This window comes from Rhodococcus sp. IEGM 27, assembly GCF_033142305.1.
GTDB classification, from domain to species: domain Bacteria; phylum Actinomycetota; class Actinomycetes; order Mycobacteriales; family Mycobacteriaceae; genus Rhodococcus_F; species Rhodococcus_F oxybenzonivorans.
Genome location: NZ_JAWLSG010000008.1, coordinates 20,749 through 42,812, shown reverse-complemented (window position 1 = coordinate 42,812; position 22,064 = coordinate 20,749). Strand labels below are relative to the sequence as shown.

The 22,064-nt window shown below is 66.3% G+C and carries 18 protein-coding genes; 10 read left to right on the top strand and 8 right to left on the bottom strand.

Features of this window, described 5'->3' with window-relative positions; translation table 11 throughout:
* Positions 1-141 precede the first annotated feature (141 nt).
* Positions 142-765 carry a uracil phosphoribosyltransferase gene (upp, locus tag R4P95_RS24805; RefSeq protein WP_213577235.1) on the top strand — a complete coding sequence of 208 codons (624 nt, stop codon included), beginning with the start codon at positions 142-144 and terminating at the stop codon, positions 763-765.
* 1 nt (position 766) lies between these two features.
* Here the strand turns inward: upp and R4P95_RS24800 are convergent, their stop codons facing one another.
* Together R4P95_RS24800 and R4P95_RS24795 are read right to left on the bottom strand one after the other, a co-directional pair.
* A complete protein-coding gene (locus R4P95_RS24800; RefSeq protein WP_213577236.1) occupies positions 767-2,356 on the bottom strand; it encodes a phospho-sugar mutase in 1,590 nt (529 codons plus the stop codon).
* Positions 2,353-3,135, bottom strand: coding sequence for a purine-nucleoside phosphorylase (locus tag R4P95_RS24795; protein ID WP_213577237.1), 783 nt, complete (start codon positions 3,133-3,135; stop codon positions 2,353-2,355). Before R4P95_RS24795 ends, R4P95_RS24800 begins: the two co-directional genes overlap by 4 nt.
* 20 nt (positions 3,136-3,155) lie before the next feature.
* Between R4P95_RS24795 and R4P95_RS24790 the strand changes: the two genes are divergently transcribed.
* The 3 genes from R4P95_RS24790 to R4P95_RS24780 are packed head-to-tail and all read left to right on the top strand — an operon-like array spanning position 3,156 to position 6,175.
* Entirely contained in the window at positions 3,156-3,854 is a 699-nt protein-coding gene (locus R4P95_RS24790) for an enoyl-CoA hydratase/isomerase family protein (protein ID WP_213577238.1), read from the top strand.
* A 12-nt stretch (positions 3,855-3,866) separates the two neighbouring features.
* Complete coding sequence (locus tag R4P95_RS24785) at positions 3,867-5,027, top strand: M20 family metallopeptidase (protein ID WP_208961227.1); 1,161 nt, start codon at positions 3,867-3,869, stop codon at positions 5,025-5,027.
* Positions 5,024-6,175, top strand: coding sequence for a M20 family metallopeptidase (locus R4P95_RS24780; RefSeq protein ID WP_159925785.1), 1,152 nt, complete (start codon positions 5,024-5,026; stop codon positions 6,173-6,175). The genes R4P95_RS24785 and R4P95_RS24780 overlap by 4 nt, the downstream gene beginning before the upstream one ends.
* A gap of 15 nt (positions 6,176-6,190) precedes the next feature.
* Here R4P95_RS24780 and R4P95_RS24775 read toward each other — a convergent pair whose 3' ends face one another.
* Entirely contained in the window at positions 6,191-6,652 is a 462-nt protein-coding gene (locus R4P95_RS24775) for a gamma-glutamylcyclotransferase (protein ID WP_213577239.1), read from the bottom strand.
* Positions 6,653-6,832: 180 nt separating this feature from the next.
* On the opposite strand from R4P95_RS24775, the gene R4P95_RS24770 reads away from it, so the two are divergent.
* The 3 genes from R4P95_RS24770 (at position 6,833) to R4P95_RS24760 (ending at position 10,642) form a co-directional block, all read left to right on the top strand.
* Positions 6,833-7,729 (top strand): SDR family oxidoreductase, encoded by an 897-nt coding sequence (locus R4P95_RS24770; RefSeq protein WP_317746888.1) that lies wholly within the window; start codon positions 6,833-6,835, stop codon positions 7,727-7,729.
* A gap of 157 nt (positions 7,730-7,886) precedes the next feature.
* On the top strand, positions 7,887-9,290 hold the full coding sequence (locus tag R4P95_RS24765; RefSeq protein ID WP_317746887.1) for an NAD(P)H-quinone dehydrogenase: 1,404 nt from the start codon (positions 7,887-7,889) through the stop codon (positions 9,288-9,290).
* A 167-nt stretch (positions 9,291-9,457) separates the two neighbouring features.
* On the top strand, positions 9,458-10,642 hold the full coding sequence (locus R4P95_RS24760; RefSeq protein ID WP_317746886.1) for a PLP-dependent aminotransferase family protein: 1,185 nt from the start codon (positions 9,458-9,460) through the stop codon (positions 10,640-10,642).
* Here the strand turns inward: R4P95_RS24760 and glpK are convergent.
* Positions 10,627-12,120: a glycerol kinase GlpK gene (glpK, locus tag R4P95_RS24755; protein WP_317746885.1), complete on the bottom strand. Its 1,494-nt coding sequence runs from the start codon at positions 12,118-12,120 to the stop codon at positions 10,627-10,629. The two genes, R4P95_RS24760 and glpK, sit on opposite strands and share 16 nt — an antisense overlap.
* 50 nt (positions 12,121-12,170) lie before the next feature.
* Between glpK and glpD the strand changes: the two genes are divergently transcribed.
* The gene (gene glpD, locus R4P95_RS24750; RefSeq protein WP_213577244.1) at positions 12,171-13,913 is read left to right on the top strand and encodes a glycerol-3-phosphate dehydrogenase; all 1,743 of its coding nucleotides are present in this window, start codon (positions 12,171-12,173) and stop codon (positions 13,911-13,913) included.
* On the opposite strand, the gene R4P95_RS24745 is transcribed toward glpD, so the two are convergent.
* Complete coding sequence (locus tag R4P95_RS24745; protein WP_317746884.1) at positions 13,891-14,427, bottom strand: hypothetical protein; 537 nt, start codon at positions 14,425-14,427, stop codon at positions 13,891-13,893. The genes glpD and R4P95_RS24745 overlap by 23 nt on opposite strands.
* A gap of 41 nt (positions 14,428-14,468) precedes the next feature.
* The gene (locus R4P95_RS24740; protein WP_317746883.1) at positions 14,469-15,428 is read right to left on the bottom strand and encodes an oxygenase MpaB family protein; all 960 of its coding nucleotides are present in this window, start codon (positions 15,426-15,428) and stop codon (positions 14,469-14,471) included.
* Positions 15,429-15,481: 53 nt separating this feature from the next.
* Between R4P95_RS24740 and R4P95_RS24735 the strand changes: the two genes are divergently transcribed.
* Both R4P95_RS24735 and R4P95_RS24730 read left to right on the top strand, forming a co-directional pair.
* Positions 15,482-16,060 (top strand): TetR/AcrR family transcriptional regulator, encoded by a 579-nt coding sequence (locus R4P95_RS24735; protein ID WP_317746882.1) that lies wholly within the window; start codon positions 15,482-15,484, stop codon positions 16,058-16,060.
* 7 nt (positions 16,061-16,067) lie between these two features.
* Complete coding sequence (locus R4P95_RS24730) at positions 16,068-16,799, top strand: DUF1353 domain-containing protein (RefSeq protein WP_317746881.1); 732 nt, start codon at positions 16,068-16,070, stop codon at positions 16,797-16,799.
* Here the strand turns inward: R4P95_RS24730 and R4P95_RS24725 are convergent.
* A complete protein-coding gene (locus R4P95_RS24725; RefSeq protein WP_317746880.1) occupies positions 16,796-17,545 on the bottom strand; it encodes a DNA-formamidopyrimidine glycosylase family protein in 750 nt (249 codons plus the stop codon). The two genes, R4P95_RS24730 and R4P95_RS24725, sit on opposite strands and share 4 nt — an antisense overlap.
* Before the next feature lies 1 nt (position 17,546).
* Positions 17,547-22,055 (bottom strand): ATP-dependent helicase, encoded by a 4,509-nt coding sequence (locus R4P95_RS24720; RefSeq protein WP_317746879.1) that lies wholly within the window; start codon positions 22,053-22,055, stop codon positions 17,547-17,549.
* Positions 22,056-22,064 lie beyond the last annotated feature (9 nt).

Below are 22,064 nucleotides of genomic sequence, written 5' to 3'. Positions count from 1 at the left end.
TCGACATCGATACGGTTCCACCCCCCATTGACACCCGAGACGTGCTGCACGGGTAATCCGAATACACATGTCGGCGGACCCGTGTGGCCCGGCGAAGTCGATCCGGAGGGAATCCCCGCCCGGTCCCCTTATTCTTCGAGCATGAACACGCACGTGGTCGACCATCCGCTCGCAGCGGTCCTCCTGACAACCATGCGCGACGCGCGCAGCGACAATGCCACCTTCCGCGGCGCGTTGAGAAGGCTCACGCACATGTTGGTGTACGAGGCGATGCGTGAGGCTCCCGTCGCAACGTTCGACGTGGTAACTCCGGTCGCGGTCGCGGACGGGGTGCGGCTCGCGCAGCCACCTCTCCTGGTTCCCGTGCTGCGTGCCGGACTGGGCATGGTCGAGCAGGCCAGCTCCTTGATCCCGCAGGCCCGTGTCGGGTTCGTGGGGATGGCCCGCGACGAGGAGACGCACCGGCCGGTTCCGTACCTGGAGTCGCTGCCGGAGGATCTCTCGGGGATGCCGGTCTTCGTTCTCGACCCCATGTTGGCGACGGGTGGGTCGATGATTTACACCATCGATCTACTCGTTGCCCGTGGGGCCACCGACGTCACCGCAGTCTGTGTCGTGGCGGCACCCGAAGGTGTTGCGGCGCTGCAGGAGTCGGGACATCCGGTCAGGCTCGTCACCGCTGCCGTCGACGAGGGGTTGAACGAGGACGCCTTCATCGTGCCGGGACTGGGGGACGCCGGTGACCGTCAGTTCGGCCCCCGCTGACTCAGAGAGCGTGGGCGAAGTCGCGCAGAACGGCCAGCCGCTCGCGTGCCGTGGCGCGGGCAGCGCCGAGCCCCTCCCGGTCCGGTGCTCCGACCACGACCTCCAGGTAGCACTTGAGCTTCGGTTCCGTTCCGGAGGGCCGGACCACCACCCGGACGGAGGAACCGGTGAGGACGAGGGCGTCGGTGCGGGATGAGCCGCGCAGCTCCGCCAGGTCGGTTGCCCGCACCGGCTCGCCGGCCAACTCGGTCGGCAGGTTCGCCCGCAGGCGCTGCATCATGGCCCCGATCTCGCTGATGTCCGCGACGCGACGGGACACCTGGTCGCCGGCGTGCAGACCGAATTCGAGCGCGTAATCGTCCAGGCGGTCCAGCAGGGTCGAGCCCTCGCTGCGCAGGGTAGCGGCGAGGTCGGCGGCGACGACGGCGGCGGAGATTCCGTCCTTGTCGCGCACCACGTCCGGGTCGACGCAATGTCCGATCGCTTCCTCGTAGGCGTACACGAGCCCGTGTCCTGCGCGGACGAGCCATTTGAAACCAGTGAGCGTCCGCGCACTTCGCGCACCGCGCGCCGACGCCAGCTTCTCGAGCAGGTCCGAGGACACGATAGTCGTGGCGACGAGCGGGTCGGGCGGTGCGCACGCGAGGACGTGGTCGGCGAGCAGGACCCCGGTCTCGTCGCCACGCAACATGCGCCAGCCGTCCGGTCCCGGCACACCCACGGCGAGACGATCCGCATCGGGATCGAGGGCGAGTGCGAGGTGGGCGTCGACCCGGTCGGCGAGTGCGAGAAGCTCGTCCGACGCTCCGGGTTCCTCCGGATTCGGGAACTCGACAGTCGGGAAGTCGGGGTCAGGGTGGAATTGGGAAGCGACGGTGTGGATATCGGTGAACCCGGCAGCCCCTAGGGCCGCCACCGCCGTCTCGCCGCCGACGCCGTGCATCGCGGTGAGTGCGATGCGCACCGTGCGCGACGTTCCCCTCGGAAGGGAGGCGACCCGCGCAAGATACGACTGCACGAGTTCGTCGGACGCTGGGATTACCGGGCTGCGCGGGACGAGGTGTGCCGGCCCCACCGCGGCAATGGCGGCCTCGACCTCCCGGTCCGACGGCGAGATCAACTGTGCGCCGCCGTCGAGGTACACCTTGTAGCCGTTGTCGGTTGCCGGGTTGTGCGACGCGGTGATCTGCACTCCGGCCGCCGCGCGGAGCCGGCGTACCGCGAACGCGACGATCGGCGTGGGGAGCGGACGCGGCAGCAGGACCACGGAGAAACCGGCACCGGCCAGAACCTCCGCCGCGGCCAGGGCGAACTTCTCGGACCCGTGCCGCGCATCACGGCCGACCACCACGGTGGAACCGCCCAGGCACCGGTCCTTCAACCAGGCGCTGAGGCCGGCAGTGGTGCGGACCACTACCGCGACGTTCATGCCGTTGGGCCCCGCCCGGACCGGCCCGCGCAGGCCGGCGGTGCCGAAGCTCAGTGGCGCGGAGAACCGGTGAGCGAGTTCGTCGGCGGACAGCGAGGCGAGTTCGGCGCGCGACTGTGGGTCGGGGTCCTCGGCGATCCACCGGGTGACGACGTCGCTCACAGGCGCTCCACCAGTTTGCGCAGAAGCCCTCCCATGCGGTCCGCGGACGCGCGGCCCGCGGCGAGCACGTCTTCGTGATCGAGGTGTTCACCGGTAATCCCGGCAGCAAGATTGGTGACCAGTGAAATTCCGAGGACCCGGGCACCGAGGGCACGCGCCGCGATCGTCTCGTGCACGGTGGACATACCGACCAAATCGGCGCCGAGCGTGCGCAGCATCCGAATTTCGGCCGGGGTCTCGTAATGCGGTCCGGGCAGTCCGGCGTAAACCCCTTCGGCAAGGCTCGGGTCGATGTCGCGGGCGAGCGCCCGCAATTCGGGGTCGTAGGCGTCGACGAGATCGACGAACTCCGCGCCGACGAGGGGCGAACGTCCGGTGAGATTGAGGTGGTCGCTGACGAGGACGGGCTGCCCGACCGCGTACTCGCTGCGGATTCCGCCGGCGGCGTTGGTGAGGATGACGGTGCGCGCGCCCGCGGCGACGGCAGTCCGCACGGGATGCACGACGGAGTCCAGCGGATGACCTTCGTAGGCGTGCGTACGTCCGAGGAGAAGAAGTACCCGCCGCCCGCCCACGTCGACGGATCGGATCGTCCCTGCGTGCCCGAGCGCCGACGGCGGCGTGAAGCCTGGTAGTTCGGCCATCGGCACGGTGGCGAACGGTTCCCCGAACCGGTCGGCGGCGGCGTTCCACCCCGATCCGAGGACGACGGCAATCGGGTGTTCGGCACAGTCGGTGTACTCGGCGAGCGCGGCAGCCGCGGCGTCTGGCGTTCCCATGAGGCGATAGTCTTCCACTCATGCCCTATATCGATCGCGACGGTGACGTATTCATCCTGTACCTCGGGAACGAGGGGGAGGTGGACAACGAGAACCGCTTCTCTCCGGACTGGATCGATGCCACCCACGCCACGCTCGACGAGATCGAGTCGCACGAAGGCCCCGCCGCGCTGGTCACGACCGCAACGGGCAAGTTCTTCACCAATGGACTGGACACCACCTGGATTTTCTCCAACACCGACAAGCTCCCGGAGTACCTCGACCGCGTCCACACTCTCTACACCCGGCTGCTGACTTTTCCGATGGCCACGGTCGCGGCCGTCCAGGGGCACGCGTTCGGCGCGGGCGCCATGCTCGCGACATCCCACGATTTCCGGGTGATGCGCGCCGACCGCGGGTTCTACTGCCTGCCGGAAGTGACGCTGAACATGCCGTTCACCGTGGGTATGTCGGCGCTGCTCACCACCCGCTTGCCGAAACAGACCGCCGTGGACGCCATGACGACGGGCCGTCGCTATGGCGGCGCAGATGCGCTCGCCACGGGCATCGTGGAGGAGGTTGCGGACGGGAACTCCGTGCTCACGGCGGCCGTAACCCGGGCATCCGCGCTCACCGCGACACGCGGTGACAACCTGTCCGGCATCAAGCGCGGAATCCATCAGGAAGCCCTCACCGCTCTCGCCACGGTGACGGACAAGAGCAACTTCAGCTTCGGGTGAGAGAATGAGCACGTGAATGCGGATGTCGAGGCGGCGGTCAGGTCCATCGAGACCGATCTGGTTGCGCTGTCCCATTCGATCCACGCGGAACCGGAACTGGCGTTCGAGGAGTTTCGGAGTGTTGCAAAGGTCACCGAACTGCTGAAACGGAGCGGTTTCGAGGTGCGGCAGGGAGTGGCGGGCCTGCCCACCGCGTTCGACGCGACCTTCGGCAGCGGTGATCTGGTGCTCGGCATCTGCGCCGAATACGACGCGCTTCCCGAGATCGGCCACGCGTGCGGGCACAACATCATCGCGGCATCGGCGGTCGGTGCCGGAGTTGCCCTCGCGACGGTCGCCGAGCGCCTGGGCATCACGGTGCGAGTGATCGGGACACCTGCCGAGGAAAGTGGTGGCGGAAAGATCACCATGCTCGAGCAGGGCATCTTCGACGGTGTGGCAGCCGCCCTGATGGTGCACCCTGGGCCGGTCGACATCACGGGCGCCACGTCACTGGCGCTCGCGGACATCGCGATCACCTTCACCGGGCGGGAGGCGCACGCGTCGGCCGCGCCCGAGTTCGGCCGCAATGCGGCCGACGCCGCGACCGTGGCGCAGGTCGGTATCGGTCTGCTGCGCCAGCATCTTTCGCCGGGCCAGCAGATTCACGGCATCGTGTCGGATGGTGGCACCGCGCCCAACATCGTGCCGGCGCGGGCCGAGATGCTCTATTACCTGCGCGCCGAGACGGCGTGGGCGCTGTCCGAACTGACCGCGCGAGCGGAGGCGTGTTTCGCTGCAGGTGCACTCGCAACCGGATGTACCCATGAGATCCGCACGGTGTCCCCGACGTACACGGAGCTCACCCCCGACCCGTGGCTCGTCGCGACCTACCGGGAAGAGATTCTCGACATGGGACGGACACCGGTGCCACTCGAGTGGGAAGGCACACGTCCGCTGGGCAGTACCGACATGGGGAACGTCACGAACGTTCTACCGGGAATCCATCCGATCATCGGACTGGACTCGGGCGGTGCTGTCACGCATCAGCCCGGCTTCGCGGCGGCATGTATCACCGAGTCGGCGGATCGCGCCGTGGTAGACGGGGCAATTGCGTTGGCTCGGACGGCAGTTCGCGCTGCAACGGACGACACACAGCGGGTGCGGCTGTTGGAAGGAGTTGATCGCCGGTGAATGCGGCCGTCGACAAATGGATCAGTGCTCACACCGATGACCTCTCGCATTGGCGTCGGCACATCCATGCCAACCCGGAGTTGGCGCGGCACGAGTACGCCACGACGGAGTTCGTGGCGACCCGGCTTGCTGCCGCGGGTCTTTCACCGGAACTGCTGCCGGGAGGTACCGGACTCACCTGTGATCTCGGCCCGGACACCGGACCCCGGATCGCGTTGCGCGCCGACATGGACGCGCTTCCGCTGCAGGAACTCACCGGGGCGACGTACTCGTCGACAGTGCCGGGTGTGTCCCACGCGTGCGGCCACGACGCCCACACCACGATCCTGCTCGGGACAGGCTTGGCCCTCAGCGAGATTCCGGAACTACCGGTCGGTGTCCGCCTGATATTCCAGCCCGCCGAAGAGGTGATGCCCGGCGGCGCACTGGAGGTGGTCGCGGCAGGGCGACTCGAAGGCGTCTCCCGCATCTTCGCGCTGCACTGCGATCCCCGTCTCGCGGCCGGGCGCGTCGGAATTCGGCTCGGCGCCATCACCTCTGCCGCCGACACGATCGAGGTTGTGCTCGACTCACCCGGCGGTCACACGTCGCGGCCGCACCTCACCACCGATCTGGTCTTCGCGCTCGGCACCGTGGTCACCGGCCTGCCGGGCATGCTGAGCCGGCGAATCGATCCACGTACAGGCACCGTCATGGTGTGGGGAGCGGTCAGCGCGGGCCGAGCCCCCAACGCCATTCCGCAGACCGGCATGATGACCGGCACGGTGCGGACCGGTGACCACGAGACGTGGGAAATGCTCGAGCCGCTCGTTCGCGACATCGTGCACGGACTGCTGGCGCCCACGGGAGTGCGATACCAACTCAACTACCGCAGGGGCGTGCCGCCCGTCGTCAACGACGAGGTGTCGACCCGAATGTTCGAGAATGCTATCCGCACCGTGGGTGCGGACGCCCTCGCCGACACCCCGCAGTCCGGTGGTGGCGAGGACTTTTCCTGGTACCTCGAGGAAGTTCCGGGTGCCATGGCCAGGCTGGGCGTGTGGTCTGGCGTCGGTGAACAGCTCGACATCCATCAACCCACATTCGATCTGGACGAGCGGGCGCTCGGTGTCGGCGTGCGGGTGTTGTCCAGCCTCGTGCTGGGCTGACAGCTCCGGGACGCCCTATTCGGTGCCCGGGCCGACATTGCGGCTGTTGCGGGTACGTAGGTCGCGCACGTAGTCGGCGGGTGCCCCGGCGATTTCGGCGGCGTCGGCCATGACACCGAGGTACCGCGCAGACGGCAGCCCACCCTCGTAGGCGTCGAGCACATACAGCCAGGCCAGCACCGGTTCTCCGTCGGTGTCGACCCGTACCCGGATCTTGCGGTGAATTCCGAGTTCGGAGCCCTCCCAGCGGTCGAGGCTCACCTCGTCCTCCTCCGGTACGTCGTACAGCACCACGAAGACCTTGGAATCGGGGTCCTCGACCACCGTGGCGAGCGCGCCTTCCCAGCCGATGTCTCCGCCGCTGAACGTGAGCCGCCAACCGCGCAACCAGCCCGTTCCCGCCATCGGCGAGTGAGGGCAGCGCTGCAGCATCTGCTCCGGATGCATGTTGGACCCATAGGCGGCGTAGTAACTCACGCAGGTCAGACTACATACCGGGTTGCTCAGGGATGCAAAGGCGTAGGCATGAACCGCGAGGAGTTGCACGACCGCGCGGGAGACGCGCGAGGCGCAGCTCACCTGTCGTTCACTCGATTTCGATCCGTGAAACTGGGTACATCGGAGGGGACCGGTCGGCGTAGCGAAAGGGTGAGAGCAATGGCAGACCAGTACACGAAACAGGATCCCACCACCGCGTACCCGATGCCGGACCGCGAAGGGCAGGGCGAGATCGAACATCCGGGGCTCACCTCGGACATGGTGTCGGCACCCGACCACGGTGAGAAGACCTACCGGGGGAGCGGGCGGCTGGAAGGGCGGAAGGCTCTCATCACCGGAGGTGATTCGGGTATCGGGCGAGCGGTCGCAATTGCGTTCGCGCGCGAGGGTGCCGACGTGCTGATCAGCTACCTGGAAGCGGAAGAGCCGGACGCCCGGAACACGGTTCGGCTCATCGAGGACGCCGGCCGCAAGGCGGTGCCGGTGCCCGGTGACATCAGGTCGGAGGATCACTGCCGAGCGCTCGTCGACACCGCCGTGTCCGAACTCGGTGGGCTGGACATTCTGGTGAACAACGCTGCCTATCAAATGGTGCAGATGGGCGGAATCGCCGAGATCAGTACCGAACAGTTCGACCGTGTTCTGAAGACCAACCTCTACGCGATGTTCTGGTTGTGCAAGGCTGCGGTCGCGGTGATGGAGCCGGGATCGACCATCATCAACACGTCCTCGATCCAGGGCGCGAACCCCTCCCCGGAGTTGTTGGACTACGCCACCACCAAGGCCGGCATCATCGATTTCACCAAGGGGCTCGCCGCCGATGTCGCGAAGAAGGGCATTCGGGTCAACGCCGTTGCCCCGGGGCCGATTTGGACGCCGTTGATTCCGGCGACCATGCCGACCGAGAAGTTCGAGGCGTTCGGAGGCGACGTGCCGTTGGGTCGCCCCGGGCAACCGGCGGAACTGGCGCCCGCGTACGTCTTCCTGGCTTCCCAGGAATCGAGCTACATCACCGGTGAGATCATCGGCGTCACCGGCGGCACTCCATTGACCTGACCGCTCGATCCCGCGCCGAGCCGCCGCCCGAGGTCTACGCGGCGACGGTCCCGATCTGCGGCTAGTAATCTGTTCCCTGGCAGTGCACGACACGACGCGCTGTGATGCTCGAGTTGCAGACCGGAGACCCTGGTCGGCACGTCTATTTGGAGGACAGATGACCCGAATCGTGATCATTGGTGGCGGGCCTGCCGGATACGAGGCAGCGTTGGTGGCCGCTCAGCACGGCGCCGCCGTCTCCTTGATCGATTCGGACGGGGTGGGCGGGGCGTGCGTTCTGTACGACTGTGTGCCCTCCAAGACATTCATCGCCTCGACGGGTGTACGCACGGACATGCGACGCGCCACCGATTTGGGTATCGCTCTAGATCCGGCGCAAGCCACCATTGCCCTGCCTCAGATCCACGCCCGGGTGAAGAGTCTCGCTCAGGCTCAGTCCGCCGACATCCGAACCAGGCTCCAGACGGTTGGTGTGGAGCTGCTCTCGGGGACTGCGGAGCTCACGGACCCGCGCCTCGGCATGGCATCACATCAGGTCCGCGCCACCCTCGCGAACGGCGAGCAGAAGACGCTCGATGCCGACGTCGTCCTCATCGCCACCGGTGCCAGTCCTCGGGTGATCGCCGGGGCCGAGCCGGACGGTGAGCGCATCCTCACCTGGCGTGACCTCTACGACCTCGACGAATTGCCCACCCACCTCGTCGTCGTCGGTTCCGGTGTGACCGGCGCGGAGTTCGTGTCCGCCTACACCGAAATGGGTGTCAAGGTAACGCTGGTGTCGAGCCGGGACCGGGTGCTCCCCGGTGAGGACGCCGACGCCGCACTCGTACTCGAGGACGTCCTGGCCGAACGTGGTGTCACCCTCGTCAAGCACGCGCGGGCCGACGCGGTCAAGCGCACCGAAGACGGTGTGGTCGTCGTCCTCGCCGACGGACGAACCGTGGAAGGCAGTCACGCCTTGATGACGGTCGGCTCGGTTCCCAACACCGAGAACCTCGGACTCGAGAAGGTCGGCATCGAATTGGACAAGGGTGGATATCTGCGAGTCGACCGAGTGTCGCGGACGCCGGTCTCGGGCATCTACGCAGCGGGTGACTGCACGGGGCTGCTCCCGTTGGCCTCGGTTGCCGCCATGCAGGGTCGCATCGCGATGTACCACGCTCTGGGCGAGGGCGTGAGTCCCATCAAGCTGAAGACGGTGGCCTCGGCGGTGTTCACCCGGCCCGAAATCGCCACGGTAGGCGTCAGTCAGGCCGCGATCGACAACGGCGAAGTGCCGGCCCGCACCGTCATGCTCCCGCTCAACACCAATCCTCGGGCAAAAATGTCCGGCCTGCGGCGCGGCTTCGTGAAGATCTTCTGCCGACCTGCGACCGGTGTGGTGATCGGTGGCGTCGTGGTGGCGCCCAATGGGTCGGAGCTGATCCTGCCCATCGCGATCGCCGTCCAGAACAACCTGACCGTCAACGACTTGGCAGCGACGTTCTCGGTGTACCCGTCGCTGACCGGCTCGATCACCGAGGCCGCCCGCCAGCTGATGCGCCACGACGATCTTGACTGATCCCGCTATTTGGGAAATGCATTTCACATACTGACAGCAGTGGTGGGATAGTCGAGGCACGGTCCACAATCATCGGCCGTGCCTCGGCGCTCTACCGCCCCGCAGACCCAGGACGGACAGGGTGTTCTTCTCCTGACCTCTGTCTCGACGTGCCCCTGGGAGTCGATATGCCGCACACATTTTCCCGCCGGATGGACGGCCTGCGCAGTTCCGCCATCCGTGACCTCCTCACCCTGACCGCCCGCCCGGACGTCGTCAGCCTGGCCGGCGGTCTCCCCGATCCCGAATTCATTCCGCGAGAACGAATTCGGAAGGAAGCGGAGTGTGCGCTCGCCGATCCCGCCTCGGTCCAGTACGGCGAAACCACGGGCCTGCGCCGCTTGCGTGACGTGCTCGCTGCCTGTGAGGGCGCCCGGATCGGACGGCCGTTGGACCCGGGCCAGGTGGTCGTCACCCACGGATCGCAGCAGGCGTTGAGCCTCCTCGCCCAGGTTCTACTCGACCCGGCCGATATCGTGGTTGTCGAAGAGCCCGCGTATACCGGTGCGCTGCAGGTATTTCGGGCGGCTCAGGCGGACATCCGTGCGGTGCCGCTCGATCGCGACGGCATGGACACGACCGCACTGCAGGACCTTCTCGAAGCGGGCGTGCGCCCCACTGTCGTTCACACGGTGAGTAACTTCCACAATCCGCGTGGCGTCGTTCTCGCCGCCGATCGGCGGGAGCACTTGGCGGCGCTGGCCGACCGGTACGGTTTCTGGGTCATCGAGGACGACCCGTACGGCGAGTTGTTTTTCGACGCTACGCCGCCCCCTCCGGTCGCTACATTCTCGGACCGGGTGATCCGCTTGTCCAGTGCCTCGAAGATTCTGGCTCCGGCGTTGCGGGTCGGCTGGTTGCACGGTGATCGCGCTGTGTGCGAGGCGGTGGAACTTCTCAAACAGGGCGCGGACCTGTGCGGCTCCTCGCTCACTCACCAGATCACGGCGGGGATGCTGTCGGACGAGGCGTGGCTGGCACTTCACCTCGACACGCTCCGTACCCGCTACGGTGCCCGGGCCCGAGCCTTGACCGCCGCGATGACGACCACTTTCGGTAATGCTGCGACGCTGTCCGACGTGCAGGGCGGGATGTTCTGCTGGGTCGAGTTCACCGACGACACCATCGACACCGCGGATCTGCTGCCGGCCGCGGTCGAGCACGGTGTGGCGTTCGTACCCGGGTCGGCGTTCGGTGTCGGGGCAGATCTCGGCGCCGCACTACGACTGTGCTTCGCCACCTGCCCGGAGGATGTTCTGGCAGACGCTTGCGAGAGACTCGGCAGCGCCTACCTCGCTCACGCCCAGTCGTAGGTGCGCTCGACGGCCTTGTTCCACTCGGCGAACAGCCTGGTGGACTCCGCTTCGTCCATCCCGGGTTCCCACCGCTTGTCCATGGCCCAGTTGTCGCGAATATCTTGTTCACCGGACCAGAAGCCGACGGCCAGTCCCGCGGCGTAGGCGGCGCCCAGCGCGGTGGTCTCGCTGACGACGGGGCGGATGACCGGAACTCCGAGGATGTCGGCCTGAAACTGCATCAGTGTTTCGTTGACGACCATGCCGCCGTCCACCTTGAGTGAGGCGAGCTCGACCCCGGAGTCGGCACGCATGGCCTCGATCACTTCCCGGGTCTGATAGGCGGTGGCTTCGAGAGCCGCCCTGGCGAGGTGACCCTTGTTCACGAAACGGGTGAGGCCTGCGATCACACCGCGCGCGTCCGGTCGCCACCGAGGTGCGAACAACCCGGAGAACGCCGGGACGACATAGGCACCTCCGTTGTCGTCGACCGAATTCGCCAGCGGCTCGATGTCTTCGGCCGACGAGATGATCCCCAGGTTGTCCCGCAGCCATTGGATCAGTGAACCGGTGACCGCCACCGACCCCTCGAGCGCGTACACGGCAGGAGCGTCACCGATCTTGTAGCACAGCGTGGTCAAGAGGCCGTGCTTACTGTGCACGGGGGTGGTCCCCGTATTGAGGAGCAAGAAGTTCCCCGTCCCGTACGTGTTCTTCGCTTCTCCCTCGGACAGGCAGGCCTGCCCGAATGTCGCGGCCTGCTGATCGCCGAGGATCCCTGCGACCGGTACTCCGGGAAGGGTGCCGTGGGGACGGCCCACGCCGTAGATCTCGGAGGAACTGCGTATTTCGGGAAGCATCGACAGGGGAATCTCGAAGTCGGCGCAGATGTCCGGATCCCAGTCGAGTGTCTCCAAATTCATCAGCAACGTACGGGAGGCGTTGGTGACATCCGTCACGTGCGTGCCTTCCGTGATATGCCACAGAATCCAGCTGTCGATGGTGCCGAAACACAGTTCGCCGGCATCTGCTCGCGCACGGGCGCCGTCGACGTTGTCGAGGATCCATCGCACCTTGGGTCCTGCGAAATATGTCGACAGCGGCAGGCCCGTACGCTTCTGATAACGCCCGGGTCCCTCGTCGCCGCCGAGCCGGGTGCACAGCTCGTCGGTCCGGGTGTCCTGCCAGACGATGGCGTTGTACACCGGTTCTCCGGTGTTCCGGTCCCACACCACCGCAGTCTCGCGCTGATTGGTGATACCGATGGCCGCGATGTCGCGTTTGGTGAGATCCGCCTTCGCAAGGGCGGATGCCACCACTTCGCGCGTATTGATCCACAGCTCTTTCGGGTCGTGCTCCACCCAACCGGCACGGGGAAGGATCTGCTGATGCTCCTTCTGAGCGACGCTGACCACCGCTCCGTCGTGATCGAAGATCATGCAGCGGCTCGAGGTGGTGCCCTGGTCTATCGCAGCGATGTACTGAATCACACGCATGAAGCTACTAGCCTGGGCATGAATCCGTCGTCATCTCACAGGAGCCCGAGTTGAGTAGTTCGCCAGGTGTGCAGTTCCTCGGTCCCGGGCAGCGCGACGCTGCGTGGGAGAAGCTGCAGACCGAACAGTTCGACGTCGTCGTGATCGGCGGCGGTGTCGTCGGTGCCGGTGCGGCCCTCGACGCAGCCACCCGCGGACTCAAGGTTGCCCTGGTCGAGGCGCGGGACTACGCGTCCGGAACGTCGAGCCGCTCGTCGAAGATGTTCCACGGCGGGTTGCGCTATCTCGAGCAGCTCGAGTTCGGGCTGGTGCGGGAGGCCCTGCGGGAACGTGAATTGTCGCTGACGACGCTGGCGCCCCATCTCGTCAAGCCGCTCAAGTTCCTGTTTCCCATCACCCATCGGGTATGGGAACGCCCCTACATGGCGGCGGGGATCTTCCTCTACGACCGGATGGGCGGGGCCAAATCGGTGCCTGCGCAGAAACACCTCACCCGGGCAGGTGCCTTGCGGATGGCGCCGGGACTCAAGCGGAATTCGCTGACCGGCGGCATCCAGTACTACGACACCGTCGTGGACGACGCTCGCCACACCATGACCGTCGCCCGAACCGCTGCCCACTACGGAGCGGTGGTGCGCACGTCCACTCAGGTCGTGGGATTCCTGCGGGAAGCGGATCGCGTGTCCGGCGTTCGGATCCGTGACTGTGAAGACGGGCGAACCGCGGAGGTGCAGGCGCACGTCGTCATCAATGCGACCGGTGTCTGGACGGACGAGATCCAGGCGTTGTCCCGCCAGCGCGGCCGATTCCGTGTCCGCGCCTCCAAGGGTGTGCACATCGTGGTACCGCGGGATCGCATTGTGAGCGATGCCGCCATCATCCTGCGGACCGAGAAGTCGGTGCTGTTCGTGATCCCGTGGGGCAGCCACTGGATCATCGGAACCACCGACACGGACTGGAATCTCGACCTCGCCCATCCGGCAGCTACCAAAGCCGACATCGACTACATTCTGGGCCATGTCAACAAGGTCCTGGTGACGGCCCTCACGCACGAGGACATCGACGGTGTCTACGCAGGTCTGCGCCCCCTCCTCGCGGGGGAAAGCGACGAGACCTCCAAGCTGTCGCGCGAGCATGCCGTCGCGCGCGTCGCGCCCGGATTGGTCGCGATCGCCGGCGGCAAATACACCACCTACCGGGTGATGGCCGAGGACGCGGTAAATCTGGCTGCCGATGACATTCCGGCCAGGGTCGCGCCCTCGATAACCGAGAAGGTGCCGCTGGCAGGTGCGGACGGCTACTACGCGCTGGTGAACCAGACCGTGCACCTGGGTCAGCTGTACGGCCTTCACCCCTACCGCGTCAAGCATCTCCTCGATCGGTACGGTTCGCTGATCGGTGAAGTGCTCGATCTGGCGGAGGGTAGACCCGAACTGCTGCAGCCCATTACCGACGCACCGGCCTACCTTCAGGTCGAGGCCGTCTATGCCGCTGCGGCAGAGGGCGCGCTGCACCTCGACGACATTCTGACCAGAAGGACGCGTATCGGGATCGAATACTCGCATCGTGGTGTGAACTGCGCCGAGCAGGTCGCACAGCTGGTGGCTCCTGTCCTCGGGTGGGACTCCGACATGATCGACCGCGAACTGAAGACCTACCGTGCGCGTGTGGAGGCGGAGGTGCAGTCCCAAGCGCAGCCGGACGACCTCTCCGCGGACGCGTTGCGGGCGGCGGCACCCGAATCTCGCGTCGAATTGCTCGAACCGCCCGTCAGTGTGTCAGAAGTACCTTGACCACCACGATCACTGCGGCAACGAACGCCAGGCCGATCGCCGCCCAGTGCGTCGTGTGGGTGACCTTTTCGCGCCGCAGCCGGCTGATTACGTAGCTGATCGAGCCGATGCGGACGATCATCACGATCTCCGCGGTCAGTTGCGCCGTTCGCGGCTCGAGCCAACCCAGATAAGCCGTGCCGAGGATCACGGTGGGCACCACCGCGGAGGTCAGGATGGGGAGACCGTCCCGCAGTTCCCGAACTCTTTCGGTTCTGGACAGCGATCTGCCGAGCCGGAGTGTCTGGCCCACGGACTCGGCAAAAGCGTGGGCGAGGAACGTGGACAGAGCGGCGCCCACCACGATGGCAATGCCCAGGGTCTCCTGGGATTTGGTAACGGGAATGAGCGCGGCGAGCACGAGAATGTTGCCGTAGATATACGCGCTGATGCGGCTTGCCGCATGGTCGGGCGACAGCGTTTTTTCGCTCATCAGTGGCGGACGATTCAAGAGCCTCGGAAGGTCCCACTCCATCCTTCGAGCATGTCACGATTTGCCTGTGCTCTCCCTGGGAATCACACCCGCGGGCTGTAGTGCTTCGGGTCGTCGCGACGCCCGAGGGGCGGCAGGTTCCGCGGCGGCGTATGCACCAGCGGGGCGTCCCGGCGGGTGCGCCCGGTCTCACGGTCCCACCCGGCGCGGGCGCGAGGATGGTAACGGTAGCGCCACGGGACGAGGCGGAACAGGGCATTCACCGTCCGGCCTACCAGGGTGTGCAGGCGTTCGTCGCGCGCCGTCCAGCGGAACCCGAGCCGCTCTCGTACCGCTTCGTCGTACATTCCCACTGTCAGCCAGACGAAGCCCTTGGCGACTGGGATGCGCGCGAGGGCCCATACTCGGTCGGGTAGCCATCTCAGAAACGGTGGGACGCCCAGGCCGGACAGATCGAGCACGTCACGGGTGGCTTTGTTGTCTTCGAGGACGTTGTGGCACATGTGGTCCCAGTACTCCTGGAACGCTTCCCAGGTCTCCGGGACCGGACGCATGCTCATTCCGTACAGGCGGTACCACTGGATGTGTTCGGTGAACAGTTGCCGCTTCTGCTCGTCGGTGAGGCCGCCCATGAAATTGTCGCCCGTGAGGATCGTGCCCATGAAGAAGGTGGCGTGCGCCCAATAGAACGTGTCGGGATCGAGCGCGTGATACTTCCGCCCGTGCTTGTCGACGCCCTTGATGGTGTTGTGGTATCCCCGGATCTGCTCGGCAGTGTGCTGGGCGCGGTCACCGTCGAACACCACGCCGCCGATCGGGTAGAGCGAGCGATACAAACGTTCCCACCGCTCGTCGAAGAACTCGGAATGCTCTTCGACCCCAGCGCCGAGGCCCGGATGCATGTTCTGCATCGAGCCCGCCCAGACGCCTTGCAACATCCCGCGCCAGTCACCGAAGTACCTCCAGGTCAGGGAGTCGGGTCCAAGCGGTGTGGGCGCGGTGTCCTGCACGGACGCGCTGTTCGACTTCGATTGACTACGCACGTTGTCAGACTAGGATCTGACAACGTGCGTAGTCAACAGTGGGAACTGGAAGCGTGACGCTGGAAGACCGTCGCGAGGCCCGGCGAACGGCGCTCTTGCGGGCAGGAATCATGCTCCTGGGCGCCCCTGCAGGGCCTGCAGTCAACGTCCGGGCCGTCTGCCGTGCGGCCTCGTTGACCGAGCGCTACTTCTACGAGTCGTTTGCCGACCGCGACGAGTTCGTCCGATCCGTCTATGCCACGGTCGGCGACGAGGCGCAGGCGGCGCTTCTGGGCGCGGTGGCGTCGACCCACACTGCGCGGGCGCGAGCCGAGGCCGCCGTCGAAGCGTTCGTCGAGCTGATGGTCGACAACCCCGAGAGGGGTCGGGTGCTGCTGCTCGCGCCGCTGTCCGAGCCCGCGCTGAGCCGGCGCGGAATGGACCTCATGCCCGGGTTCGTAGCGCTCGTCCACGACCAACTCTCGGCCGTGGATGACGACGTGGAGAAGCAGCTCGTCGCGATCGGCGTCGTCGGCGCGCTCACGACGTTGTTCATCGGATATCTCGACGGAACCGTTGCCGCGTCGCGCGAGCAATTCGTCGCCCATTGCGTCACTCTGGTGATGGAGGCCAACCGGTCCGGTCACGAATGAGGTGAGCATGCCGTTTCAGGTATCAGCGGACGACCCGGCTCGTCCACAGCCGTCCCTTCGGGCGCTCGACCACAAATACTTTCAGCTCACCGACCACTTCGTGTACGTCCACGGTGAGACGGTGGTGACCGTGCCCGGTTGCGCGCCGGAGCCGTGCGTACTCCGGACCGACCTCGCCTCCGTGCCCGCGCCGCTTCGGGGACTGCTCGCTCCGTACGGCCGCCAGCTGCTTCCCGCGATCATGCACGACGATCTGTGTCGCCGTGCGGAAGCTCACGGAAAATCTGGCATGGCGCTACGCCGCCGGGCCGACGAGTTGTTCCGGACTGCGCTGCTCGACGAGGGCGTCGGACCGTTTCGCAGTCGGATCTTCTGGATCGGGGTAGAGGTCGGGCGGTTCTGGACTTTCACCACGTACACGAGGTTCCTGCTGATCGCCCACCACATCCTCGGAATGCTGTGCTGGGTGGTGGGAGTGCCGTGGGCGATCGCCACCTCCCACTATCCGACAGCGGTCGGCCTTCTCGCGCTTCCGTGTGTCCTCTCACTCCTGTGGCGCAGGGACTTTCCCGTGGCACTGCTCGGATGCATACTCCTTCCGGTGGTCGCACCGACCTACCTACTGACGTTGGCGACCGCGGCAGTGCTGTGGATTCCGGACGTCACCGCCTGGCTGTTCGGCCGCCGAGTGACGCGCAAGCCTCCACCGCTCGGACCGCCGACCACGGTGTTGCGCTAGCGGTCGAACGGTGGCTGGCAGTAGGTGCAGAAAAAGATGTCCTGCTGCCCGAGTTCCCGGCTTCGGATCACCGTTCGGCACCGGCGGCAACGCTTGCCCGCGCGGCCGTACACCCACGGACGGTGCCGGATCGGATTGTTCTTGTCTGCGTGGATCATGCGATGGGCAAGCGCGACCATGGCCGGCAGGTTTGTCACCTCGCGCGCGGGAGTGTAGGGATCGACGCCACGGAGGAAGCACACCTCGTTCCGGTAGACATTGCCGAGACCCGCGAGGTTGCGCTGATCGACAAGGGCAACACCGATGGGTTGATCACCGGCCGCCTGGAGATTGCGGACGGCCGTGTCTGCATCCCAGTCCGGCCCGAGAAGGTCGGGCCCGAGGTGACCAACCGCGGCGGCTTCCGCACTCCGGTCGAGTACTTCGGTGATGCCGAGGGAGAAGCCCACAGCGACATGTTCTTCGGTGGCCAGCACAATACGGGCTTGATGGGCTGGGCGACGCCACCGTGCGCCCGCCCGGTAGATATGCCACGCACCTTCCATCTTCAGATGGGTGTGGATGGAGTACCCACCGACCCGGATGAGGAGATGTTTGCCACGGCTGACGACTTCGTCGACCTTCAACCCGGACAGATCGACGGTGGCGTACCGCGGAACCCGCACATCACACGTGGTCAGTACCTGACCCACGAGTGCGTCACGCAGCGAGTTGGCCGTGCGCCAGACGGTATCGCCTTCGGGCATGTCAGGCTCGCAACCGGAAGCCGCGGGGCGTCGGCGCGAACCCCGCCTCGGTGAGAATCGGCGCGAAATCGCTGCCATGGATGGTCTCGCCGTCGACCTTCTCCACGACGATTCGGTCGATTCCCCCACGTTTGACCACTCCGGCGAGAGCAGACGCCGCGGTGCGTAGTACACCGGGATCGTCGGTGAACGTCAGAACTGTTCGCCCGCCGCGTTCTACGAACAGGATCAACTCGCCCTCGACCAGGACCACGAGGCCGCCTGCCTTGCGCCCGGGGCGATGACCTGGCGCGTCGTCGCCGCGCTTCGGCCATGGCAGCGCCGCACCGTACGGGTTGGCGGGGTCGCTGGCGGCGAGTGTCACGGCGGGCAGCGACGTGTGCCGGCCTTCCAGCGAATCACCGTAACTTCGCAACCGGTCCACGACGTGGGGAGTGGAGAATTGTGCGCCGCCGAGCGACTCGACGAAGTGCCCCCGGCGGCATCGCCCGTTGTCCTCGAAGGTGCCGAGCACCTTGTATATCAGAGCAAATCCACCCGGAACGTTCTCGGTCGTCACGGATCCGCGTGTCACCACGCCGTAGCGTTCGAGGAGAAGTTCGGCGGTAGCGCTGGCACGCAGGGTGGCATCCGTCTCGGCGCCCGGAAGAATCGACCACCGGCCGCCGACGGTGGGCGGCGCCGTGCGAACCGGGGTTGCGAGGCTGCGGTATGCACGGGCGCGCGGTGGGCGCCGTGGCGAACGGTGGCTGGTGGTGGTTCTCGACGTGTCCGAAAGGAGAGCACGCAACGGGGCGAGGGTGTCGTTGCCGATGTGCCCGAGCCACACGAGATCCCACAGAGCAGTGGCCAAAGCACCGTCCTCGGACATCCCCAGCGTGTCGGCGAGCTGACGGAAGAAGTACGCACCGCCGCCGGACAGCGTGTCCAGGATCCGACGTTGCAGGTCGGACAGATCCGACTCGGCGGGGGTCGTCAGCGTCAGGGGGGCGGTGTCGGCCGGGTGGAGACACACCCACCCGTCCTTTCCCGAAATGTTTCCTGCGCCCGACCACAACACCTCTCCGGTGGAGGTCAGTTCGTCGAGCATGGCGGGGGAGTAGTCGGCGACGCGGGACGGCAGAATCAGCGACTCGAGCGCCGACGCGGGAACCGGCACGCCGGCAAGCTGTTCCACAACCGTGGCGACTCCGTCGATTCCGCGCAGAGTTCCGCCGACATGTTGCCAACTCGGGAGGAAGCGGCCCAGGGTGGCAGTGCTGACGGGCTCCACTTCCTGGCGGGCTGCAGCCAGTGAACGCCTGCGGAGGCGACGGAGAACCTCCGAGTCGCACCACTCACTACCGGAGGCACCGGGGCGGAATTCCCCTTCCATGACCCGCTTTTCCGAGGCGAGTCGTTGCAGAACGTCGCGGGCAACAGCGGACCCGATGCCGAAGCGCCCGGCTGCATCACCGAGCGAGAATGGTCCGTGGGTGCGCGCGTATCGGCTGAGCAGGTCACCGAGTGGGTCGTCGACGGGTTCGATGAATGCGGCCGGCGTACCGATGGGCAACGGAACACCCAGTCCGTCTCGCAGGCGCGCGGCGTCCTCGATCGCCGTCCACCAGTGGGCGCCGGCGAAGGAGACGGCGAGGGCACGCTTGGCGCGAACCAGCTCGTCCAGCCACGGTGTGGGATCCTGCGTCGAGCGTGCGGTGACCTCCTCCGTGGTGAGTGGGCCGAGAATGCGGAGCAGGTCGGCCGCGCCTTCGAGGTCTTTCGCCTTGCGGTCCGGGAGCAGGCGTTGCAATTCCAGCTCCGCTTGCGTGATGACATCGGCGTCGAGAAGTTCGCGCAGCTCGACACGGCCGAGCAGTTCTGCGAGTAGGGCAGAATCGAGGGACAGGGCGGCGGCCCGGCGTTCGGCCAGCGGGCTGTCGCCCTCGTACATGAATTCACCGACATAGTTGAACAGCAACGCGCCGGCGAAGGGTGACGGTGACTGTGTCTCGACCTCGACGATGCGGATCTGCCGCCGCGCCATCCGGCGGAACAGATCCTTCAGTGCCGGAAGGTCGTACACATCCTGCAGGCATTCGCGCACGGTCTCGAGCAGAATCGGAAACGTCGGGTGCTTGCGGGCGACGTCGAGGAGCTGCGCCGAACGTTGACGCTGCTGCCACAGCGGCGCCCGTTTTCCAGGATTGCGGCGCGGCAACAGCAGAGCGCGAGCGGCACATTCACGGAACCGCGAGGCAAACAACGCAGACCCGCCCACCTGTTCGGTGACGATGTCCTCGATCTCGTCGGTATCGAAGGCGAAGAGGTCTGCCCCGGGCGGTGTGTCCTCCGTGTCGGGAAGGCGGACGATGATGCCGTCGTCCGATGCAGTCGCGTTGGAGTCGAGACCATGGCGCTCGCTGAGCCGGGCACTGACAGCCAGAGCCCACGGTGCGTGCACGCGCTGTCCATAGGGGGAGTGCAGGATCAGACGCCAGTCGCCGAGCTCGTCGCGAAATCGTTCGACCACGAGGGTGCGATCCGTGGGAACCTGACCCGTGGCGGTCTTCTGTTCATTGACCAGCTGAACAAGATTGTTCGTGGCATTGCCGTCCAGACCTCCGGTGAGGCACCGTTCCTTCACCTCCGTCTCGTGGCCGAGTGAAATCTCCCGGAGGAACTGTCCGAGCGCCTCACCGAGTTCCGCCGGTCGGCCGAGGCCGTCGCCGTGCCAGAAGGGGAGACGGCCGGGCTGACCGTACGCCGGGCTGACCAGCACCCGATCGAAGGTGATGTCCTCGATCCGCCAGCTGGTGGCACCGAGCGCGAAGACGTCCCCGACCCGAGACTCGTACACCATCTCCTCGTCGAGTTCGCCGACCCGAGAAGCTTTCTCGCCCACCATGTAGACGGTGAACAGTCCGCGATCGGGAATGGCGCCCCCCGAGGTGACCGCGAGACGTTGCGCGCCGGGACGACCCATCAGTGTGTTGGCTTCGCGATCCCAGACGAGCCGGGGGCGCAATTCCGCGAACTCGTCGGAAGGATACAGCCCTGCCAGCAGGTCGAGCGTGGACTCGTAAGCGGAGCGCGGCAAGGAGGCGAAGGATCCACTGCGGCGGACCGTCTCGAACCAGTCGTCGACGTCGAGCGGTTCGAGTGCGGTGGCCGCAACGGTGTGTTGAGCGAGGATGTCGAGTGGGTTGGCCGGCACCGCGAGGGCTTCGATTTTGCCGGTCACCATGCGTTCGACGGTGACGGCGCAGTGAATCAGGTCGGTGCGGTGCTTGGGGAACACGACACCGCGGGAGATCTCCCCGACCTGGTGTCCGGCGCGGCCCACACGTTGCAGGCCGCTCGCCACCGAGGGCGGAGCCTCCACCTGGACCACGAGATCCACTGCACCCATATCGATTCCGAGTTCGAGGCTGCTCGTCGCGACGACACAGCGGAGCCGTCCGGATTTGAGGTCGTCCTCGATGAGGGCTCGTTGATCCTTGCTGACCGAACCGTGGTGAGCCCTCGCGAGCAGAGGGTCGGCGCCGAAGTTGACCTCGGAAGGGGTGCCGATCTGCGAGGCGGGCTTCGGGTTTCTGTCGACGTCGGCACCACTACGCTCTGCATAGATCTCGTTGAGTCGTGCGGTAAGTCGCTCTGCGAGCCGCCGCGAGTTGGCGAACACGATGGACGATCGGTGTGCGAGGACGAGATCCACGATCTGTTCCTCGACGTGTGGCCAGATCGACCCGGCCTGCGGAGTCGACGATGCCGAGCCCTCGGCGGGCTCGGCGAGACCCAGCTCCGTCATGTCCTCGACGGGAACCTGAACGGTCAGGTCGAACGTCTTCGGTGACGGTGGAGCGACGATCCGAATCGGCGCCGAACCGGAGAGGAAGCGTGCCACTTCTTCGTGCGGGCGCACCGTCGCCGACAGTCCGATGCGCTGCGCGGGCGTGTCGAGGAGCCGGTCGAGTCGCTCGAGCGACAGTGCCAGGTGCGCCCCACGCTTCGTTCCTGCGACAGCGTGCACTTCGTCGACGATCACGGTATCGACCCGGGTCAGCGTTTCCCGCGCCGACGAGGTGAGCATGAGAAACAGCGACTCGGGGGTGGTGATGAGGATGTCCGGCGGATTCTTGATCAGCGCGCGGCGGTCGGCGGGCGGGGTGTCGCCCGAGCGGACACCGACCGAGATCTCGGGCGGTGTCAGGCCGAGCCGTTTCGCTGTTTGGGTAATGCCGACCAGTGGCGCGCGCAAATTGCGTTCGACGTCCACGCCGAGTGCCTTCAGCGGTGAGATGTACAGAACCTTGGTGGATCGGTCCTTCTCGCCCGTCGCCGCGAGCTGGTCGAGGGACCACAGGAAGGCCGAGAGGGTCTTGCCCGACCCCGTGGGTGCGACCACCAGCGTGTTGGCGCGGCTGGCGATCGACTCCCAGGCGCCGAGCTGCGCGTTCGTCGGCGCGGGGAAGGCGCCGTCGAACCACTCCCTGGTGGCGGCAGAGAACTTGCCGAGGACTTCGGTCACGGTTCCATA